This is a genomic window from Paenisporosarcina sp. (genome assembly GCF_057785155.1).
Window position 1 is genome coordinate 514,748 of the sequence record NZ_JBYNRN010000012.1, and the last position, 20,164, is coordinate 534,911.

24 protein-coding genes are annotated in these 20,164 nt (G+C 34.3%); 8 read left to right on the plus strand and 16 right to left on the minus strand.

Annotated elements, in window-relative coordinates; genetic code table 11:
• Positions 1 to 435 precede the first annotated feature (435 nt).
• Together AC3EA5_RS05805 and AC3EA5_RS05810 are read right to left on the minus strand one after the other, a co-directional pair.
• Positions 436 to 978, minus strand: coding sequence for an MFS transporter (locus tag AC3EA5_RS05805; protein WP_488607458.1), 543 nt, complete (start codon positions 976 to 978; stop codon positions 436 to 438).
• Positions 978 to 2,411 carry an FAD-binding protein gene (locus AC3EA5_RS05810; RefSeq protein WP_488607459.1) on the minus strand — a complete coding sequence of 478 codons (1,434 nt, stop codon included), beginning with the start codon at positions 2,409 to 2,411 and terminating at the stop codon, positions 978 to 980. Before AC3EA5_RS05810 ends, AC3EA5_RS05805 begins: the two co-directional genes overlap by 1 nt.
• Positions 2,412 to 2,600: 189 nt before the next feature.
• Between AC3EA5_RS05810 and AC3EA5_RS05815 the strand changes: the two genes are divergently transcribed.
• Positions 2,601 to 2,786, plus strand: coding sequence for a Spo0E family sporulation regulatory protein-aspartic acid phosphatase (locus AC3EA5_RS05815; RefSeq protein ID WP_488607460.1), 186 nt, complete (start codon positions 2,601 to 2,603; stop codon positions 2,784 to 2,786).
• 18 nt (positions 2,787 to 2,804) lie between these two features.
• On the opposite strand, the gene AC3EA5_RS05820 is transcribed toward AC3EA5_RS05815, so the two are convergent.
• The 4 genes from AC3EA5_RS05820 to AC3EA5_RS05835 form a co-directional block, all read right to left on the minus strand.
• Complete coding sequence (locus AC3EA5_RS05820; RefSeq protein ID WP_488607461.1) at positions 2,805 to 3,365, minus strand: SLOG family protein; 561 nt, start codon at positions 3,363 to 3,365, stop codon at positions 2,805 to 2,807.
• Between the two features lie 242 nt (positions 3,366 to 3,607).
• Complete coding sequence (locus AC3EA5_RS05825; protein ID WP_394187972.1) at positions 3,608 to 4,012, minus strand: sporulation protein; 405 nt, start codon at positions 4,010 to 4,012, stop codon at positions 3,608 to 3,610.
• Positions 4,013 to 4,062: 50 nt separating this feature from the next.
• A complete protein-coding gene (locus tag AC3EA5_RS05830; RefSeq protein WP_488607462.1) occupies positions 4,063 to 5,247 on the minus strand; it encodes an AI-2E family transporter in 1,185 nt (394 codons plus the stop codon).
• Between the two features lie 79 nt (positions 5,248 to 5,326).
• Positions 5,327 to 6,283, minus strand: a complete 957-nt coding sequence (locus tag AC3EA5_RS05835; protein WP_488607463.1) for an LCP family protein — start codon at positions 6,281 to 6,283, stop codon at positions 5,327 to 5,329.
• Positions 6,284 to 6,431: 148 nt separating this feature from the next.
• On the opposite strand from AC3EA5_RS05835, the gene msrA reads away from it, so the two are divergent.
• Entirely contained in the window at positions 6,432 to 6,950 is a 519-nt protein-coding gene (gene msrA / locus AC3EA5_RS05840) for a peptide-methionine (S)-S-oxide reductase MsrA (protein WP_488607464.1), read from the plus strand.
• A gap of 17 nt (positions 6,951 to 6,967) precedes the next feature.
• On the opposite strand, the gene AC3EA5_RS05845 is transcribed toward msrA, so the two are convergent.
• On the minus strand, positions 6,968 to 8,149 hold the full coding sequence (locus AC3EA5_RS05845; protein ID WP_488607465.1) for an MFS transporter: 1,182 nt from the start codon (positions 8,147 to 8,149) through the stop codon (positions 6,968 to 6,970).
• Positions 8,150 to 8,295: 146 nt separating this feature from the next.
• Between AC3EA5_RS05845 and AC3EA5_RS05850 the strand changes: the two genes are divergently transcribed.
• Positions 8,296 to 8,610, plus strand: coding sequence for a hypothetical protein (locus AC3EA5_RS05850; RefSeq protein ID WP_488607466.1), 315 nt, complete (start codon positions 8,296 to 8,298; stop codon positions 8,608 to 8,610).
• Here AC3EA5_RS05850 and AC3EA5_RS05855 read toward each other — a convergent pair.
• Positions 8,579 to 9,784 carry a sensor domain-containing diguanylate cyclase gene (locus AC3EA5_RS05855; RefSeq protein WP_488607467.1) on the minus strand — a complete coding sequence of 402 codons (1,206 nt, stop codon included), beginning with the start codon at positions 9,782 to 9,784 and terminating at the stop codon, positions 8,579 to 8,581. The two genes, AC3EA5_RS05850 and AC3EA5_RS05855, sit on opposite strands and share 32 nt — an antisense overlap.
• The gene (locus AC3EA5_RS05860) at positions 9,738 to 9,926 is read right to left on the minus strand and encodes a hypothetical protein (RefSeq protein WP_488607468.1); all 189 of its coding nucleotides are present in this window, start codon (positions 9,924 to 9,926) and stop codon (positions 9,738 to 9,740) included. The genes AC3EA5_RS05855 and AC3EA5_RS05860 overlap by 47 nt, the downstream gene beginning before the upstream one ends.
• A gap of 270 nt (positions 9,927 to 10,196) precedes the next feature.
• Here AC3EA5_RS05860 and AC3EA5_RS05865 point away from each other — a divergent pair, with 270 nt between their 5' ends.
• A complete protein-coding gene (locus AC3EA5_RS05865) occupies positions 10,197 to 11,804 on the plus strand; it encodes an ABC-F family ATP-binding cassette domain-containing protein (protein ID WP_394187958.1) in 1,608 nt (535 codons plus the stop codon).
• A 41-nt stretch (positions 11,805 to 11,845) separates the two neighbouring features.
• Here the strand turns inward: AC3EA5_RS05865 and AC3EA5_RS05870 are convergent, their stop codons facing one another.
• On the minus strand, positions 11,846 to 12,331 hold the full coding sequence (locus AC3EA5_RS05870) for a YkvA family protein (RefSeq protein ID WP_394187956.1): 486 nt from the start codon (positions 12,329 to 12,331) through the stop codon (positions 11,846 to 11,848).
• A gap of 110 nt (positions 12,332 to 12,441) precedes the next feature.
• On the opposite strand from AC3EA5_RS05870, the gene AC3EA5_RS05875 reads away from it, so the two are divergent.
• Positions 12,442 to 13,170 (plus strand): hypothetical protein, encoded by a 729-nt coding sequence (locus AC3EA5_RS05875; RefSeq protein WP_488607469.1) that lies wholly within the window; start codon positions 12,442 to 12,444, stop codon positions 13,168 to 13,170.
• A gap of 43 nt (positions 13,171 to 13,213) precedes the next feature.
• On the opposite strand, the gene AC3EA5_RS05880 is transcribed toward AC3EA5_RS05875, so the two are convergent.
• Positions 13,214 to 13,414, minus strand: coding sequence for a cold-shock protein (locus AC3EA5_RS05880; protein ID WP_394187952.1), 201 nt, complete (start codon positions 13,412 to 13,414; stop codon positions 13,214 to 13,216).
• Positions 13,415 to 13,603: 189 nt separating this feature from the next.
• On the minus strand, positions 13,604 to 13,912 hold the full coding sequence (locus AC3EA5_RS05885) for a DUF1033 family protein (RefSeq protein WP_488607470.1): 309 nt from the start codon (positions 13,910 to 13,912) through the stop codon (positions 13,604 to 13,606).
• A 291-nt stretch (positions 13,913 to 14,203) separates the two neighbouring features.
• Here AC3EA5_RS05885 and AC3EA5_RS05890 point away from each other — a divergent pair, with 291 nt between their 5' ends.
• The 3 genes from AC3EA5_RS05890 (at position 14,204) to AC3EA5_RS05900 (ending at position 16,398) form a co-directional block, all read left to right on the plus strand.
• Positions 14,204 to 14,485 carry an acylphosphatase gene (locus tag AC3EA5_RS05890; RefSeq protein WP_394187948.1) on the plus strand — a complete coding sequence of 94 codons (282 nt, stop codon included), beginning with the start codon at positions 14,204 to 14,206 and terminating at the stop codon, positions 14,483 to 14,485.
• Between the two features lie 76 nt (positions 14,486 to 14,561).
• Positions 14,562 to 15,236 (plus strand): 5-bromo-4-chloroindolyl phosphate hydrolysis family protein, encoded by a 675-nt coding sequence (locus tag AC3EA5_RS05895; RefSeq protein ID WP_394187946.1) that lies wholly within the window; start codon positions 14,562 to 14,564, stop codon positions 15,234 to 15,236.
• Positions 15,211 to 16,398: a toxic anion resistance protein gene (locus AC3EA5_RS05900; RefSeq protein WP_488607471.1), complete on the plus strand. Its 1,188-nt coding sequence runs from the start codon at positions 15,211 to 15,213 to the stop codon at positions 16,396 to 16,398. The genes AC3EA5_RS05895 and AC3EA5_RS05900 overlap by 26 nt, the downstream gene beginning before the upstream one ends.
• A gap of 31 nt (positions 16,399 to 16,429) precedes the next feature.
• On the opposite strand, the gene AC3EA5_RS05905 is transcribed toward AC3EA5_RS05900, so the two are convergent.
• The 4 genes from AC3EA5_RS05905 to AC3EA5_RS05920 form a co-directional block, all read right to left on the minus strand.
• A complete protein-coding gene (locus AC3EA5_RS05905) occupies positions 16,430 to 18,316 on the minus strand; it encodes a vWA domain-containing protein (RefSeq protein WP_488607472.1) in 1,887 nt (628 codons plus the stop codon).
• A 10-nt stretch (positions 18,317 to 18,326) separates the two neighbouring features.
• The gene (locus AC3EA5_RS05910) at positions 18,327 to 19,190 is read right to left on the minus strand and encodes an ATP-binding protein (protein WP_488607473.1); all 864 of its coding nucleotides are present in this window, start codon (positions 19,188 to 19,190) and stop codon (positions 18,327 to 18,329) included.
• Positions 19,191 to 19,231: 41 nt separating this feature from the next.
• Entirely contained in the window at positions 19,232 to 19,429 is a 198-nt protein-coding gene (locus AC3EA5_RS05915) for a DUF6501 family protein (RefSeq protein ID WP_488607474.1), read from the minus strand.
• A gap of 73 nt (positions 19,430 to 19,502) precedes the next feature.
• The gene (locus tag AC3EA5_RS05920) at positions 19,503 to 20,102 is read right to left on the minus strand and encodes a DedA family protein (RefSeq protein WP_488607475.1); all 600 of its coding nucleotides are present in this window, start codon (positions 20,100 to 20,102) and stop codon (positions 19,503 to 19,505) included.
• Positions 20,103 to 20,164 lie beyond the last annotated feature (62 nt).

The following is a 20,164-nucleotide window of genomic DNA, read 5'->3' on the forward strand; positions in this document are numbered from 1 at the left end:
GGTATGCTAGCAAGATGTTCAACATAACGAATTAGTACCCTCATCATCAGACGTTGTTACATTAAACAAGTGAAGAATAAATTAAACAACATCTTTAGATAATGGTTTAACCGGTACTTGTTAAAAGATTTTCCTAGTTGTAATATGTAGCGAATTATATATAACAGTTTAATTACGTTTATCTATTAAACTGTAATGCTTATATTTAGATTAATAGTGACGACATAAGATGTCAATCATAATTTCTGAAAATTCCAAATGAATTGCTTTTATCTTCAATATCTATAGCACCAAAAAATTTGCATCAAAAAAAGCAACCTTAATCGATTAAGGCTGCTCTAAACTAGTCTATAATTTCCGTTGCCTCAATCAAGTTTCCAAATGAATTGGTTACGTTGACATTGAGGTGGTAGGTGATGATTTGTAAAATAAAGTTTATTTATTTTCATTTCTAAATTTCATAACATAAAAGCCGCTCCACGCAAAAGCAATGGACGCGATATAAAATAAACTTCCAATCGTTAAAAAGTCAACTAAATATCCTGTTGCAATGACTGCAATTGCGGCACCAATTGACGTCCATACATGATATCTTCCAATTTCAACGCCAGCCGTTTCTTTATTTACAGCTCTAGCAAGGAACGCTTTTTCTGAATTTTTTTGAATAGCTCCAAGAAGCCCCATTACGATTTGTAATACATACACATGCCAAATTTCATAAGCTAGTGGAAATACTAATAGGATTACAGCCATCCCCCATGAATAGATTGCTAAAAGTAGATGATCACCTAATTTGTCTGCCATCTTTCCTATGAATGGATAACTCAAGGCAGCGGTTAATGCAAATAATCCATATGCCCACCCAAATTGAGAATAACTACTCCCCACGTTTTTTAAGAATAAAATATAAAAAGGGAAAATTATGCTCGCAGCAATTCCAACCGTACTTTGATAAATAATAAAATTATGAGTATTCATTAATGGTACTCCTCATAGAAAAGATTCATGAATAGATGTTCTGGGTCATATTTGTCTTTCAACTCAAAAAACTCTTCTGCTCGAGGATATGCTTTTCTTAACTGATCCTTCGAAGCATAATGATAATAAGGGAGATAGTAACTTCCCTCATGATCTAAGGTGATATCAATCATTTTTCTTATAACTTCTTGATTCATTTTCATACTATCTTGATCCATGTCTTGGTTAATTAACAACACCAAGGCGAACATGTCCTGCTTAGCATAAGACATTACGGCTTTTTCATTTTTTTCAACATAACGGACGGTAATATTCAATAAATTAAAATCCGGTTGCTTAAGTAACATAGCTTTTAAGTCTTTAATGTACGATTCATAATTATCTACAGGTACAAAGTATTCTTGTAATATCTCTGTTTTCCTCGCATGGTCATAATCCATAAAGGTTGAATCTGACCTCATAACGTTATTTCTTGTAATATGCGCTCCATTTAACCGCTTGTTATAAGTCTCCTGAGTTTCCCAAAACAAATCCTTCCCCAAATCACTTTGACGTGAAAGACCAAGAAAGAGTTTAGGAATGGCAATAATTGAATCTCGCTTTAGATTCATATGTTCCGGGATTAATTCTTGATTATCGGAAAGTAAATAATTGGTTACGTACATATCCTCTAGAAACGTTTCTGGTGCAACGGATATACGAGCAAGATGCATCTTAACCACTTCATTTTGAATGACTTCTCTTTGAAAATATTCGCTATATTCATCAAAAGCTAAAGAATGAGTTTCGATTTGATATAATTCATCATCCGTTAATTGCAAGGTAATATCTAAAATAACGCCAAATAATCCATATCCCCCAATAACCAATTCAAATAGTTCTTCATTTTCCGCTCGACTAACATTGATAATTTTGCCTTCAGCAGTTAATAGTCGGAATGAATCAACCGTTTCAATTAATCCTTGATGTCGTATATCGCGTCCGTGAACATTCACACTTAATGATCCACCCACAGTAAAAATGTTTTGAGACTGACTAACTTTCAACGCTAATCCTTTTGGGTTAATAAAGCGTTGAATATCATCCCATGTCGCGCCACTTTGAACGGTAATCAATTTTCTAGCCTCATCTAATTCTAAAATTTTATTGTAAGACTTCATATTAAGTAATACGCCATCAGGATATAATGTTTGGCCACCCTGGCTATGTTGAATACCCGCTATAGAAATTGTTTCATTCTGACGCTTTGCAGAATCTACTATCTTAATAAGATCCTTTTCATCTTTTCCAGAAGTTAGCGTCTTCATTTTAACGGACACTAATCTACCTCGATCTTCAAAAACAGGATTTGATTGTTGTATATGAAACAGCTGAACGGAACTAAAAAAGAATAATACATAAACTGCAAGCAATATAATTCTATTTTTTCTCATGTTTTCTCCTATAATTAGAACGAATTTAAATACGTTCGTGAAAAATCTAAAAATATTTTTAAATAGAGGTTTAAACATCTTAAATTGGTGAAAAAGATACTATAGACATCCATTATTAGACATTACATGAAACGCATTACTAAATAAACAATTAGTTATTAAAATTTTAATAATTGGAGGAGTAACTTGATGAATTCATTAGCTATTGAGAAGAAAGTCAATTTGAAAAATCAGATTCAAAAGAAGCAGAAGGATATGTATAATAAAGCAAAAGATCATGGATTAACACATCCGTTAGTTGTGTCAATTAGTCAAGAGTTAGATACGTTGCTAAATCGATATCAAGAGATTCATCGGTTCAATCAAGTTAGTTAAATTGATTGAACTGTTTTTTTATTCAGACCAATAATTGATTTGATCTTCTTCTGCTGCTAACTGCAGATCATCTGCAGTTATGTTAAAAAGCTGATAGTCATTTCGTTGACTGTAGCGCAACGCTTCTTCTTTAATGAATTTTGGTGAGCCTTCATTTTCTTCATCATATACGAGTAAAATACCATCCGTATTTCGAATGATGAACTTATTTTTTTCAATGAATTGCCAACCGCCCTCGTATTGTTTTTTCGAGACACTAATTTGAAAGTCGGCATTCGTACAAATCATTCTATATTTCTCTTTTTTTAAATCATTCCAGTTTTTTTCTTGCTCCAAAAAAGGTGTGATAACAGCATACTTCAACTGGTTATAGGTTTTTTTCAATTCTAATACAACTTCAGCAGCCCACGTTTCAACTCCTAATTGTCCGCTAATAATCACCCACTCGAGTCCCTCATCAATTTGTGCAACCAATTGAGATTCCAGTGCTTTTTTAATGATGACAACACCTGGATGTTTATCATCAAAAATTCCGAGCTCATGAGGTTTATATCCTGTCACAATTAAACGTTTAACCATTTCCACACCTCTTTCTAATTACAACATTTTTCACCGGTAACGCCCATGAGAATCAGTATAGACCTTCTAATACAACGGGTCAAAAATCAATTTACCCAACACTTGTATTTCACAACTTTTATTTTATCTTTTATTTGCATTATACAAATATCCGATATAAAAAGTATTTGTATAATGCAATTACAGCAATAAAATACAGCCATTCCAACAAGTTATGGAATGAGTGTATTGGATTGCTCTATTTAGTTGTATCTTATCTCATCTTCATCTTGAACATCCACAGCACCCGTAATGTGGACGGATGTTCTCAAAAATAGCTTAGCTTGGTCTTTATCATATTCCCAGCGCTCGTCCGGCATTATTTCAAAAGGAACCATTCTTGTTTCCTTCGATTTAACGGAGCCAATCGTTTCAATCATGTATTTTGCTACAACATCATTCGTAACATCAAAGTCACTGTCTTCTCTATGCCCTTCAGAACGTTTAATTACTTCTAGTTTAATAAAATCTATCATTTGTTCGCTTTGTCCCCCATCAATATAAATCTTTCCTGATAGAGACTCACCATGTGCTAAATCTGGTTGATCAACAATCGTATCCACTTTCATTGATCCAATTCCAATTGTTGATAAAAACTTTTTCAACATGTAAATTCCTCCTGATTTCTTTAAACAGTCACATACAAAAAATCAATTAATTATTCAATCGTTTCGGTTTGTTCGTAGTGAAGCTGTAAGTTTGTTTCATGTCGATTATATCGACGCTTGAAAAGTTTATACATATGAGTCACTAACACTTTTAATAAAGCATAACCGGGTATACCTAAAATCACACCAGGTACCCCAAATAATGAGCCTGCGGTTAATAAAACAAAAATGATTGTGATTGGATGTATATGTAATGATTTACCCATAATTTGTGGAGATATAAACTTTCCTTCGACTAACTGAACCACCGTCCACACGAATGCTAATTTCACCAACATGAAAGGAGAAGTGACAACAGCTATGATGGCAGCTGGCGTAATGGCTATAATCGGTCCTAAATAAGGAACCACACTTGTAATCATGGCAAGAACACCAAGCAGTAACGCATATTCCATACCGATTATTAGGAATCCTATGGAGATCATTAATCCAATACAAATCGCGACTAAAATTTGCCCCTGAATATAGGCGCTTATCTGTTTGTCTGCTTCCTTCATAACTTGAGCAGCATCTTCACGCATTCTCGGTGGAAGTAATTTTAAAATGTATTGAGGTAGCTTTTCCCCGTCTTTCAATAAATAAAATAAGATAAATGGAACCGTTACAATAGCTAAAACTAATCCTGTAAGTGTTGAAATTACTTTCCCAATTCCGTTCGCTACCCCACCAAGAGTTTCCGAGATGGTATTTCCAATATCTTGAGGTATTTGATTAATAATTTCATCCATATCAAAATTGACGTAATAACTTGAGAATATAGATGTTCTAAGAAATGCATCTATTTTAATCACTAATTTCCGGAAATACTCTGGAAATTCTTGAATTAAAGTTGAAGTCTGATCTCTTAAAAACGGAAAGACACCAACGATTAATAAAGTAATTAGACCAATTAAGGCAAGGAGAATAAAAATAATCCCCCAAATTTTCGGTACTTTTAATTTAATAAGTCCCTGCAATACAGGTCGCAATAGATAATAAGCAATAGTGGCTAAAATAACAGGCAACACAACATTAGCTAGAAGCACTTGAATGGGATAAAAAATAAACGAAATGATATCAAAAATCCAAATGATTAAGCCAACCATTAATATCATGAGTAAAGTGAAAAGTGTATTTTTCCCTCCTAGAAATTGAATGAATTTGGTAGAGAAAAATGATGATCTTTCTGGTTGCATTTAATAACCCTCACTTTCTAATTAACTCTCACAAGCTTACTTATCATTTTATATGAATTTTCTACAAACTATCAATTAATCATCTTAAAGAATAACCAATAAATTCACTAAGTGCTTTTTTGTTTTGCTCCACATCAATTTCAATTACTGATCCAACACCTTCATAGGAAGAAAATTGATAACTATGTTCTACAGGTATGGTTAGCTTTTCAATTTCCACTCCGCCACTTGCAGCTAGACTTAATACTCTCTTCACTTCTTCAGCGCTCGAGTAGTCTGTTTGAACATACCCTTGAAGGGCCCCTGCGAATTTCGGATAATGAACGACATTCACTGGTTTAAATACTTCTTCTTTTAAGGCTTCCATTACTTTTTGCTGTCTAGCTACACGTCCAAAATCCCCTTCTTTGTCTGCACGGAATCTTGCGTATCCAAGAAGTTCTTTCCCGTTAAGTTTGTGAATTCCTTTTTTTAAGGTAACACCAATTTTTTCTGACATATCTTTTTCTACATCAATTTCTACTCCATTTGGAGCAACGATATCAACTAGGGTTTCAAAGCTTTCAAAATCTATGAGTGCATAGTGATGTATCGGAATGCCAAACATACTCGTTACTGTATCTTTAACTAATTGGACGCCTCCTAAAAAATAGGCAGTGTTTAATTTAGTTGATTTATAGCCGGGTATGTCTGCATAAATATCACGCATAAATGAAATCACTTTTACTTCATCTGTTTCTTTATTCCAAGAGACAAGCATCATTGTATCAGTTCTTGATTTCTCTTCGCCTCGAGTATCTGATCCAAGAACTAAAATATTTTCGATAGTAGGATTTTTTACATCCAGTGAATCTCCATTAAATTCGATTGGATCTTGTGATTGACTTGCTGCTAACTTTTGCCCTGCTTTATACTGAACGATCGAGTATAGGAGAGTGCCAACAATGATTAATGTCAATATCGATAAGAAAAATCGACCGAATCGAAACTTTCTTTTTTTGCGTTCAATTCTACTTTTTGGATGCATGTCTTCCACAATACATCCCCCTTTCTTTATTCAATCAATAGAACGAAAACTTCTATCGAAAAGTTGCGATTAAAACTTACTCAATCATAGTTGTTGTGACGAGTTCTCGCAAGTGCTACAATAGCGCTTATGTAGGAAACGAGAGGAGTTTTTTGTTATGGAAAAAGCAACATTTGCAGGTGGCTGTTTTTGGTGTATGGTTAAACCATTTGATCAATGGGACGGCATTGAGTCTGTCTTATCTGGATATATGGGCGGACATATTGAAAATCCAACGTATGAAGATGTGAAAAAAGGCGATTCCGGTCATCTAGAGGTGGTACAAATTCAGTTTGACCCAAGCACGTTTACATATGAACAACTATTAGAAATTTATTGGCAGCAAATTGATCCAACGGATGATGGTGGCCAATTCCACGACCGTGGTGAATCTTACCAAACAGCAATTTTTTATCATACAAATGAACAAAAAGATCAGGCTGAATTGTCTAAACAAAAATTAGCAGACAGTGGACGCTTTTCAAAACCAATTTTAACTAAGATCCTTCCTGCTAAAACTTTCTATGTTGCAGAAGATTACCATCAAGATTATTACAAAAAAAATCCGAATCATTACGCGGAGGACCGCGCAATATCCGGAAGAGATACATTTATTGAAAATCACTGGAAAAAGTAACGAATGAATAACCTTGCCTACGCTGGGTTATTTTTTTTGTTTAAAAAGATAGTCACGACAAACATACCAACTAGTAACATCAATAGAACATAGTAAGTCATTTGATGGGTACCAGTGATATCATACAAAATACCCATTGCTAAAGGCGTGATTCCTCCCATTATAAAACCACCCGTTTGAACCATTGCAGTCCAAGCATTCGCTTCTCTTGCATCTGTTGTTTCGTCCAGGGGTAATAAAAGAGCTAATGGAAATAAACCACCCAATGTTAGTCCTAGAAATACGGAAGCTGGCCAAATGAGCAATGTGCTATTCGTTAGCAATAAGACCAAACCAACAGTACCAAGCGTTAATGAGAAATAAATCCAAAAAGAACGGTTTGGAAATTTTTCAAGCAACAACGGAATGACGATATTACCAGCAATTTGTGCGATTGTTAATACACTAATGACCGTACCAGCTTCAATCACATTAAAACCAAGTTCTCCCGCTGCAGATCCAAGCCAAGTAGTTAACGAGAAGAACAAGGATGCTTGAAAACCGAAGAATAATAAAATGAGCCAAGCACGTGTATTTGACCACGGAGATCTAAATACCGCTGATTCATCCATTTCCACAGGTTCTTTAACAGCTTTGGCATCTTTAATTGAAAGAATCCAAACGACATAAGCAAGTAAGGCTAAAGTAGACCAAATAGATAAGGCGATTTCCCACCGTTCACCAACTATCACATAAATGACGCCTGTAAGCCCGGCACTTAAAGTTGCTCCTGCCCCCATACCAAGCGAGTAAATTCCAATTGCAGATGCCATTCGTGTAGGGAACTTTTCCTTTATCAGTGAAGAGATAATAGGTCCGATTATGGCAATCGCGATACCTATAATAAATGCGGTTATCAATAAGGAAATATAATCATAGAACCAAGTCCTAAGAAGTGTCATACCGCCAATAATGATGATTAAAATTGAAATTCCTTTGCGTTGTCCAAATTTATTTAACCAATGAACAGCAAGTGGTGCAAATAACCCCATACAAATGACTGGAATGGCAGTTAAAAGACTTACTTCACTATTTGTTAAATGAAGATCATTTCGGATCGTATCTAATAATGGACCAATTGAAGTCACAGCTGGCCTTAAATTTAATGCAATTAGAAATATGGCGGCAAATAGCATGGTTATTGTTTTTTTCGTCGACATCGTTGAGCTCCTTTTTTAAACCAACTGATTACTAAGGTAAATTATATCAGACGTCTGACGAGTTATGTGTGTTCACTTTTACACATCAGAACTTGCGTTCGTATTTTATGTTCGTTATTATATAGTGTGGTAAAGGAAGTGAAAGTATGAACTTAATTCATTGGAGCTATACCAAAAAATATCAAATAAAGGCCATATACGATGTATTTCCAGATACAGTTTTCATTTTTCGTTCAATTGGTTCTTATTATTACATATTCACAACCAAAGGAATTTTAAGTAATGAAGGCCCTTCTCGCGAAGATTATGTCAAAATGGAACTTTTATTAAATTTAGAATTAGATAGTTTACCGGCTTATCTTAATAAAAAAAATCAATCAGACATCTCAATAATTAATAAATGGCTTCAAAAAAAAGAACTTCCAGATTCTATCCTAGAAGTCCTATCTTGTACAAAATGATTTGATTTCGCCCTTTAGCTTTTGCATCATAAAGTGCTTGGTCCGCATTTTTTATTAATTCATCTAAATCACATGATTCATCATATTCACAGACACCTGCTGAAAAAGATAGCATGACTTTTTCTTCGTTGAAGAATAATAAATCGGTCTGGCAAAGTCCTTGAATTCGATCTAATATATTTATTGCTTCTTGTGAAGTGGTCTGAGGGAACAAAACAATAAACTCTTCCCCACCCCATCTGGCGATTACATCTTCAGCCCGTACATTTTCTTTTAATAAAGATGCAAATAATTTAAGTGCTTCATCTCCAAAGACATGCCCATACTGATCATTTATTTGCTTAAAATAATCTAGGTCGAGTATCGCCAACGTAAAAGGTTTTTTAACTTGTTCGTAGCATATTTGAGCTTGTTCAATTTCTTCAACCATTTTCCTACGGTTATAAAGAGTAGTTAGTGGGTCGGTAATGGATAATTCTTTTATTTTTTCAAGGAGTTGTTCGAGTTCTGCATTACGAGATTTCAGTAACATTTCCGTTCGTTTGCTTTCTGTTATATCCACGTGTGTACCAATTAATCTAATTGCTCTACCCGTGTCATCCCGTTCGACGGCACGCCCTCTATCTAAAATCCAGCGATACGTACCATCTTTATGTAAAAGTCTATGCTCACCTCTGTAATAGTCCGATTCATTACTAAGATGCTTCTCGATAATTCGATCTACTTTAGCAACGTCTTCGGGATGTATTCGGCTTCGCCATTCATGCACTTCATTTTTCAATTCATGTTCCTCATAGCCAAGCATGCCCTTCCAATGTTTAGAATAGAACACGGTATTTTCTTTCGCATTCCAATCCCAAACACCTTCTTGCGCACTATCAATAGCAGTGGACCATCGATGTTCTAAAGCCATATGCATTTCTATTTCCTGTTTTAGATCTGTCTGATCGAAAATATAGGAGAAAATAGATGCTTCTTTTGTAAGTCCATTAAATTTGATATATGTATAGGTTTTTATAAAATGTATTTGTCCTGTTTTTCCATAAATTCTGTAGGTAGAATTCCAGAACGGATCTTTAGCAGCGATTCTTTTTCGCATCGTTTCAATAAATAATTCTCGATCCTCTTCAAAAAATAATCGACAAAAGAGGAATTTCTCCCGATGTAAGTTCATTAGGTAAATAGCCAAAAAGACGATGTACATTTGGTGTTATATGATCAACTGTTTGCTTTTCATCTGATAAAAACCAATGCATGAAGATAATTGGTCCGTTTAACGTAATCTCTTGAAAAGATTGAGAAAAATCTTGCTCCATATTACCCACTCCCCAAATCCCTTTATGTGCCATAAGTATATAACTTTTTCAAATTATTAGCTACTACTTCCGAACTGAAATTTCCGAAATTTATAACTATTAATATTGAAACTGTCTGAAAATGTATTTTCACTTAAGATTTCAGTGGTTATTCCGCCAAATGTAGTAAGTCATTGTATTACAAATATATATGACACTTCTTCTTTTCGAGCAAAGTTGTGTAGTTTTATGATACAATAGAAGTATTGTGAAAAATGAGGAGGTTCTAACATGATTGCTGTTAGTAATGTAAGTTTACGTTTCGGAGATCGCAAGCTTTTCGAAGACGTCAATATAAAATTCAATCCAGGAAACTGTTATGGATTAATTGGTGCAAATGGTGCAGGGAAATCAACATTCATTAAAATTTTATCAGGTGATATTGAAGCTCAAGAAGGCAATGTCATCATGAATCCAAATGAACGTCTTGCTGTTTTAAAACAAAATCACTTCGAATATGAAGAGTATCCTGTACTTGAAACCGTGATGATGGGACATAAACGTTTATACGAAGTTATGAACGAAAAGAATGCCATTTACATGAAAGAAGATTTTTCTGATGAAGATGGTATGCGCGCTGCAGAACTTGAAGGAGAATTCGCTGACTTAAATGGTTGGGAAGCTGAGTCTGAAGCTGCTATCCTACTTCAAGGTTTAGGAATTGGAGACGACCTTCATAGTAAGAAGATGGCCGATATTACGGGATCTGAGAAAGTTAAAGTCTTACTTGCTCAAGCTCTTTTTGGTAAGCCTGACGTTCTTTTACTAGATGAGCCTACCAATCACCTTGATTTGAAAGCAATTCAATGGTTAGAAGAGTTTTTAATCAACTTTGATAACACGGTCATTGTTGTATCCCATGACCGTCACTTTTTAAACAAAGTGTGTACTCATATTGCCGATTTAGATTTCGGTAAAATTCAAGTATACGTTGGGAACTATGATTTCTGGTATGAATCAAGTCAATTAGCATTGAAAATGTCTCAAGATCAAAACAGTAAAAAAGAAGAAAAAATTAAAGAATTACAAGCCTTTATTGCTCGTTTCAGTGCAAACGCATCTAAATCGAAACAAGCGACTTCACGTAAGAAAATGTTAGACAAAATTGAATTAGATGATATTCGACCTTCTTCAAGAAAATATCCTTATGTGAACTTCCAAATTGGAAGAGATATCGGTAATGATGTTCTTTCCGCACAAGGTATTTCAATGGATCATGAAGGTAAAACTTTATTCAAAGACCTACACTTCTCAGTAAATAAGGACGATAAAATCATCTTAATCGGTGATCCAATTGCTAAGTCTGCTTTACTTCGTGTGTTATCAGAAGAAGTTGAACCAAAAGAAGGTTCAATTCGCTGGGGTGTTACAACTACGCGCACATACTTCCCAATCGATTACAGTGAATACTTTACTGGAAACGAAAATTCATTAGTAGATTGGTTACGTCAATATTCACCTGATGATGAGAGTGAAACTTTCCTACGTGGGTTCCTAGGACGTATGTTGTTCTCAGGTGAAGAAGTGAAGAAAAAACCTGCAGTCCTTTCTGGAGGAGAAAAAGTGCGTTGTATGCTATCAAAAATGATGCTTGCTAATGCAAATGTATTGTTACTTGATGAACCAACTAACCATTTAGATTTAGAATCGATTCAAGCTCTAAATAATGGCTTAATTTCATTTAAAGGTGCCATGATTTTCACATCTCATGACCATCAGTTCATTCAAACAATTGCAAATCGTGTAATTGAGATTCTTCCAGACGGTTCAATCTTAGATAAGCAATTAACTTTCGATGAATTCTTGGAATGGAAAGAATCGCAAGGAATTAAATCTTAACTCATAATAAAAGTGCGGAAGGGTCTCCCCTCCGCACTTTTTTATTTACTCGTTTTTAAGAATCTTCCAAGTAAAGACCTAGCTGGTAACTTTCCTAATAACCCATTGCTTGTTTCGGAAATTTTTTGAAGTGATTGTAAAAGCTTTTGATCCCCTACCCAATGTTCTTCCAAAATAGATGGAGAGAATTTGTTTAACAACATATTGACTACAAATGTGGCCACAATAATATCATCCATAAATCCGCCAGGTCCTATTAAACCCTCAGGCATAATATCGATTGGTGTAATGAAATATAAAATACCACTACCAATCAATGCCTTGCTTTTTCCATCAATACGATTATCCATCATTGATTTAGTTAATAAATGAAATAAGTCAGGAGCAAATAATAAGTAAGGTGCGAACTTACTAGCACTCCCACCTTTTGAATCTAAAAATGCTTTCATTTTACTGCGAAGTTTTTCATAAAAATCTTGTTGCTTCTCTGGTGATGGTAGTTCTTGTTTTAATTCATATTCAGTCATGTAATATCCTCCTTCTTATCAAATTACTATACCAAATAAAATGAAAGTTGAAACATTTAAAGATTCATTTACGTCTAATATTAAAATATGACTAAAATGGAGGGTTAAAAATGAAAGGAATAAAAATTTTATCGATACTCTGCCTCCTCCTTTTTCTTTCTGCATGTGGTTTCCAAACTGAAAAAAATAGTAATGAAGGTTCAGATTCAAATGAAACTTCGAATGATAAAGAAAATAATACAAATGAAAATAATAATGAAGTCGAAGTTAATTCTGAAGAAAATAACAATGAAAAAGAACAACCAGATACCAATAGTGAAGACATGCCAATTGACCTCTCAAACTTTTTCATGAAGGATAAATCTGTAGCCAAGTATCTTGGTGAAGGAAATGAATATGCCACATATACCGCGCGTACACAATGGCATAATAATCATACCGTTTCGATCTTTGAAGACAATGGAGGAACGATTCTCTTAAGAACTTATCGAATTACTGATAAAGCGATTGAATTAATTAATGAACAGGGTGAATTTTACGGAGAATTTAATCCAACAGATGATGAATTAGATGCAATGCCTGCAATTTCAACTTTCCTTCAGCTTCCATTAGAAAAAGACAGAGAGTTTGATGGTTGGAAGATTATCAAAGTTAATCTCACGTTAGAAACACCACTTCAAAAATTTGAAGAAGTTATACAGATACAGAAGATTGATGAAACAGGAAGTATTCAAAATCGATATATCGTTGAAAACTTTGGAGAGATCAAACGTGAATATATTATGGATGAAGAGGATCTAAAGTTCTCTGTCACCTCTACAATTGCATCAATCGAATAAAAAAGAGAGGCATCCATTTTGGATGCCTCTTCATATGTGTAAGTTAGATTTTAGTTACATTAGCTGCTTGTGGTCCACGGTTTCCATCTACAACTTCAAACTCAACCTTTTGACCTTCATCAAGCGTTTTAAATCCTTCACCTTGAATAGCTGAGAAATGAACGAATACATCATTTTCTCCATCAATTTCGATAAAACCAAAGCCTTTTTCTGAATTAAACCATTTTACTGTACCTTGTTTCATGTGATTACCTCCAAAAATAAAGTGACAATTGAACTTTGCAGGAAAAAAACACATATGCAATAGCAACCAGCCAACGCCGTCACTATAGAACATATGTGAATACTCGTTCCCGGTAAAGTCATATCAATTGTTACAAATAGTATATCATTTCCAATAGTAAAGTCAATGGAACTTAAACAAAAAAACTAATTATTCAGCTATTTTGAAATCAGTTGTTGGAGATCCATCTTTGAACCATAAAACTCCGTGATATGTTTGTAAATCATCATCACATGCTTCACAAAACTCCTGTTCATCTTCCGTCCAAAAAGCCCAAAATGGTCCTTTTTCCGACCGTTCATGAGGGTAACTGTTTCTGAATTCTTCTAGTATTGTCTCCAAGTATTTTCGAGCTTCATCATCAGTAGAAAATGTTTTTTTCTCAACGATGTATTCTTCCCATCCTGAAAACAACCACCATGGTTCATATCCTGCTTTCATGTATATGATTTCATTCATATGTACACCCTCTGTTCCATGTAATATCTATTCTTTATTGTAGCAAATTGAGATGTGACGTCTAGAATTTAGACTTACCTAACCAAAATTCTATAACAATCAATCTACTCCCTACCAATCCCCCATCTAACGACCTTAAATGATTAACTTTCCTTTATTCAACATCATATTGTTCTAACATGGTTTTAAAAAACAATAACATTGATAATATTAGAAAATTGAGATAAGTTAAGGAGTAACAGGACAACCACGACAAATATAAAAAGTGATTGTTACTCAGGAGGTTACCATATGAAAAAACGTGCTCATTTTATTATGCACGGAGATGTACAAGGTGTAGGATTTCGTTTTCTAGCAAAACAAAAAGCGAATGAACTTCATTTAAGAGGATATTGTCGAGGATACGAACAAAATGAAATCGTAATGGAACTCGAAGGTGAAGAAGAACAATTGGACTTATTCGTAGCGTACATTCAAAAAGGAGTTTCACCTTTAGCATCTATCACATCATATTCCGTGACTTTCTTTGATGATTTAAAAGGATATCGTACAATGGAAACTGATATTGTCTGAAGGAATACTGTCAAAACGAAACCTTTTATGTCTTCATACGTAAGTATACATAGGACTAAACAAGGAGGTATTCAACATGCTACATGTTGCTTATTTTATAATACGACATCTTATAAGCTTCCCACTATTCATTACCTCTTGGATTTCTCTCCAACTAGGTGCTAATTTAAACTTTTTCATAGCTGGTTTAATTTCAGCTGGTGTTTATGCACTGTCAGTGAATGTTATTAAAAGTGTTCAATCGAGGCTTATTATAAAGAAATACAATATGACATTGCCTGAATATAAACATGTTCAGCAACAACTGAAGGAAGCCAAGCTTAAATTAAATAAACTAAACGGATATTTTATTAAAGTTAGATCGATACGAGCTTTTAAACAATTATTTGAAATGAATCGACTAGCAAAGCGGATTTTCCAAATTGTTCGGACAAACCCCAAGAAATTCTATCACGTTGAACCATTTTTTTATGCTCATTTAGAAACCGCTGTAGAACTTACAGAAAAGTATACTTTACTTGTTTCTCAACCTGTTAAAGCACCTGCAGTTCAAATTGCTCTTCAAGATACGAGAGAAACTTTACTTGAATTAAATCAAGTAATGGAAAACGATTTACATCAAGTATTAGCTTCAGATATTGAACATTTAAAAATGGAGCTAGACTTTGCAAAGATATCAATCGCAAAACATGAAAAACCTTTAATGTTGAAAGGAGATTTATCGCATGACGGAAAATCAAACGGCTTCTAAGCCTCTAAAAACTATGGACGATCTTTTGGACTCCCCCTTTGAACTACAGCCGACATTACAAAAAGAAGTGTCAAATCAAGAAGAACAACGTGTTTCCTTTTTAGAAAGACTTTCAGATGAAGAACAACAAAAAGCAAAGGTTCTCGCTTCTCAAATTCCAGCAGGTAATTACGAAGCAGTTCTAACTTATGGTGCAAATGCACAAACGGAATTGTCACGTTTTTCTCATCAAATGCTAGATCATGTGCAAAAACAAGATATAGGTCCAGTCGGTGACATTTTAAAAGATTTGATGGATAAGTTAACTCAACTTAATCCAGAAGAATTAACGACCAAAAAGAAGTCTGGAATAAAACGGTTGTTTGGAAAAGTATCTCGCTCAGTTCAAGAGCTTATGACTAAATACCAAAAATTGAGTACTCAAATTGACCGTATTGGCATTCAATTAGAACATTCAAAACGCGGCTTAATCGAAGATGTGCATATGCTAGACAAATTATATGATCAAAACAAAGCTTATTTCCAAGCACTCAATATTTATATTGCCGCAGCGGAGATTAAACGCGATGAAATCGTGAATGAAATAATTCCAGCTCTTCGTCAAAAAGCCGAGGCATCTTCTGACCAAATGGCTTATCAAGAAGTGAATGATATGGCGCAATTCTTAGATCGTCTTGAGAAGAGATTATATGATTTGCAATTATCGAGACAAATTACCATTCAAAGTGCCCCACAGATTCGAATGATTCAACAAACAAACCAAACTTTAGCCGAAAAAATCCAATCTTCCATAATGACATCAATCCCACTCTGGAAGAACCAGATTGCAATTGCTTTAACGTTAAATCGTCAGTTAAAAGCGGTAGAAGCTCAAAAACAAGTAACGAAAACAACTAATGATTTACTTCTGAAAAACTCTGAAATGTTAAAAATGAATAGTATAGAAACTGCGAAAGAAAATGAGCGTGGCATCGTAGAAATTGAAACATTGAAACAAACACAAGAAAATCTATTACAAACAATCGAAGAAACTCTCCGCATTCAAGCTGACGGTCGAGTGAAACGAAAAGCTGCTGAAAAAGAAATAGCTAGGATGGAAGACGAATTAAAACAACGCTTACTAATAGTGCATAACGAAAAAGAAAACCGACCTCAAACTTGAGGTCGGTTTTTTTCTCTTGAATTAAACTAAATCACTTAACAATTAAATATAACATCCTTCTTAGTAAACGAAGCGTTTGTGACGTAAACTCATCTACATTTTTAGCAACCGCAGTATTTGTTCCAAACATCATTCGAAATACATGTAATTGCTCTTCCACAGGTTCTTCTGAACTTAAAAATAAATGCAGAAAATGTATCCCTTTCTTCTCAACTTCAATGACAGCTTCAGCTGTATCAATAATGCCATTTGCAGCATAACCAAATGCGGAAGGTTCTCCATCGGAAAATAAAAGTATGAATTTATGTTTTTCAGAACGATTCTGCAATCTTTCAGACATCCATCGAATAGCTAATCCATCACGGTTATCTTCTTGAGCTTCTAAGGAAAAGATAGCTCCTGCATTGTCTAAAGTTCCATCTTCTACTTGATGGCAGTAAACAAACGAATTGGGCTGTTCTTTTTCTGTTGCTTCATAGGCATCTTCATTATAAGAAACAATATCATGACGAATTCCTAAATTTCTCAGTACGTCATGAAATAAGAGTACAGCTTTTTTGGTTTCATCCATTTTATCCATCATTGACGCTGAACTATCAACTAGTAGCCCAAAAACGGCATCTAATGGAATTGCCGGTTTTTGCTTTTTATAAAATGGTTTTGGACGATCATCAATTACCAATGTAGTTAATTTTGTCGTTAATCTTCCCATTGATAAGTTCGTTCTTTTGTTTGTTTGCTTTTGCTCAATTCGTTTTCGAATTTCTTTGATAAAAGATTTCACATATGGTTTTTGTTGTATACGGACTTCTTCAATTTTCTCTTTTTGAGACAAATGATTGTTTAGTGACATTTTCTTCTCAACATATGTGACATTCACATGTTCATCACCAAATCGTTCTCCAGACTGTTTTATGAAATCAGATTTTTTATTAGATGTTCCTTTTGCTTGTTGGTTTTCATTCTTATTTGAAAGCGAAGATCCCCCTGCCTCACTTTGGATTTCGTTCGTTTCATTGCCTTCTTCAAACCGACCATCATTCACCTTGCCTTTATTTCCAGCATTGAGGTCGAATTCAAGATGATTTCCTTTTTCCTTTTCATTTTCTCGGTGCCAGGAGTTAAACATTTCTTCGATTGAATCCGATTTAGAATCTTCTTTCGAATCTTCTTGATTGACGCTATTTTTTGCTTTTTCTGCGTAGTTTTTGTCCATTAAATTTTCATGTATCGACATAAAAGTATGGATAAGGTCTTTGGAAATAATGTCTTCAATAAAATACAAAATATCTAAACAGATTTTGCTATTTTGTCCGGTAGAAGCAGAATCAAATGCAAAGTGCCATTTCTCTAAAATCCGCTCAAAATAGGATGGATATAGTTCACTGTCAAAAACAAGTTTTTTCCGAAGTGATATATATAAATAACTATACAAGGCATCACTTAAAAACCCTTTATTCAAATTCACTTGAAGCTGCTGTTCGTGATATGCTACATATACTTCTTCTCTAATGGCAAAAGATTCTAAAGTTCCAGGTCGTTGTTTACTGATTAAATTAGATAGTCTAAATTCTTCTGCACTAAATAATAGTTGAAAAGCAAATTCTCTAAGGTGTGATTGCTTTACTTTTTCTCTATAATCTTCCCAGTCGTCTAAATCAAATTGTTGCCAAAAACCCAAAGTTAATAAATACAAATCAGAGAGTTGTCCCTTATGTTGAATATGCGTCTCACGATGTTGCCAAAAATGACTAATCGACATACTTTCAGTTTTGGGCTGAAATTCCATCAACTTTCGAATAGTGAGAGATATAGATGGATTTTGACTTAATGCCCTTGCTAAATGTTCCATTTTTATCATTTCTTTTGCATCAATCGTTTCATTGTTAAATTGTATGAATCGGTTGACTGATGTCAAACGGAACACCTCACTTCAGCCAAGTATTTGCAAGCTCAATAATCAAGTCTTTCTCAGTTTCATCTTCCATTTTCTCAGCAATAGCATATTGAATCGCACGTTTCGGGTCCATATACTGTGCTAATTCAGTTGCATCCAGTAAACTACGAATGGAAGCTGCTTCCTCACTTAGTAAGCCATTTTTCGCTTGAATGAAAATATCTTCAGATAGATTCAACATTGATGTAATGAGTGTTAAAGAAGCTGCCGGAAACTCACGTTCAAAAAGATCTTTTAACGGTTGACCTGAAAGATACGGAATTAAAAAAGAAATAAAGCGGTTTTTTAATGCTTCATTTAATGGTGAAGTTCCGATATATCCTTCATTAATTGCGGCAATAACCGTAAAATCTTCATGGGCAACAATCACTTCACCAGTAAACGGGTTAGTTAACATACGTCGATGATCCAATACGCTATGTAAAATTGGCAATGTTTCAGGTTTGGCCATATTAATTTCATCAATATATAAGATATGCCCTTTTTTCATAGCCTTCACGACCGGTCCTTCAACAAATTCAATTTGCGTATTTCCATTTTGTTGAACTAACGTTTTATAGCCAATTAACGCTTCTGCATCTAAATCTACAGAACAATTAATGCTATGCATGGGTTGATTAAATTCATAAGAAATCGACTCAGCAATTTTTGTTTTGCCCGATCCTGAAGGTCCTTTTAGCAAAACATTTTTATGTAGTGAGACAGACAAAAGGATATCTTCCCACAAGTACTTAAGTGGTGATACATATCCTCCATTACCGATCAACATTTGATCTAGTTCATCATGTATTCTTGCTTTGCGTTGTTTTTGAACGTCAGTAAATAGATTAGACATAAATATTCCTCCAATAGAAAAACCGATGATGTCGTCATCGGTTATTCGAAATATTCTTTATAAAAGCCGCCTATATTTCCGGTATTATCTATAACAAAAATGAATTCATCTGTTTCGTTTTTCACTTCGTATGTTTTGCCTGCGGTTAAGACATTAGATACTAAATATTTTTTGGCATCTGTATGTACACACTTTACGGTTTTAATTGTTTGAGCATCTTTCCATGTGTTATGAAGCATAATATGACCTCTTTTCTAATTTCTCTTCTTAAGTATAAACAAGCTAAATTGGTTTATCAAATGAACATAAGAATTAACTCAAGCCTTTTTTTACTTTTCTTTGTTTAAACCAATAACGGAAAACGAGAATACTAATCATCACTACCATTAAAGCAATTAGCAGGACCTGAATATTTTCAATAATCATGTGGTACGCATATGGGAAGGTTCTACCTAACTGAAAGTAAATCATCATCCATAAAAAACTCGAAGGCAATGCGTAGGTTAAGAAGGTTTTATAAGAAACTTGATTTGCGCCAACAACATAAGGCATAGCCCATCTAATCCCCGGAAGAAAGAAGCTAAATCCAATTGCTAAATTTCCTCGCTTATCTAAAAACTCACTAAAAGTTTGAATTGGACGTTGCATACGTGTCCGATTCAAACGATTGATTAATCGTGGTCCAAAATACTTTCCAATTGAAAAAGCAAACAAAGTTGCAGTAATGAGTCCTAAATAAGCAGATATAAATGCAGTAATGACATTAAAGCCATTTAGTTCAGTTAAAACCCCTGTAAAAGATGCAGCCACTTCATTAGGGATAGGTAATCCAAAAAGTAGTAGCCAATTGAAGAGAAACATACTAAAATAGCCATATTTTTGAACGAGCTCTACTAATAATGAGAAATCCATGGTCTTCAACTACTTTCTTATTCCTCTCTCCATTTTGACAAAAAAAAGACAACTTCGCAAAT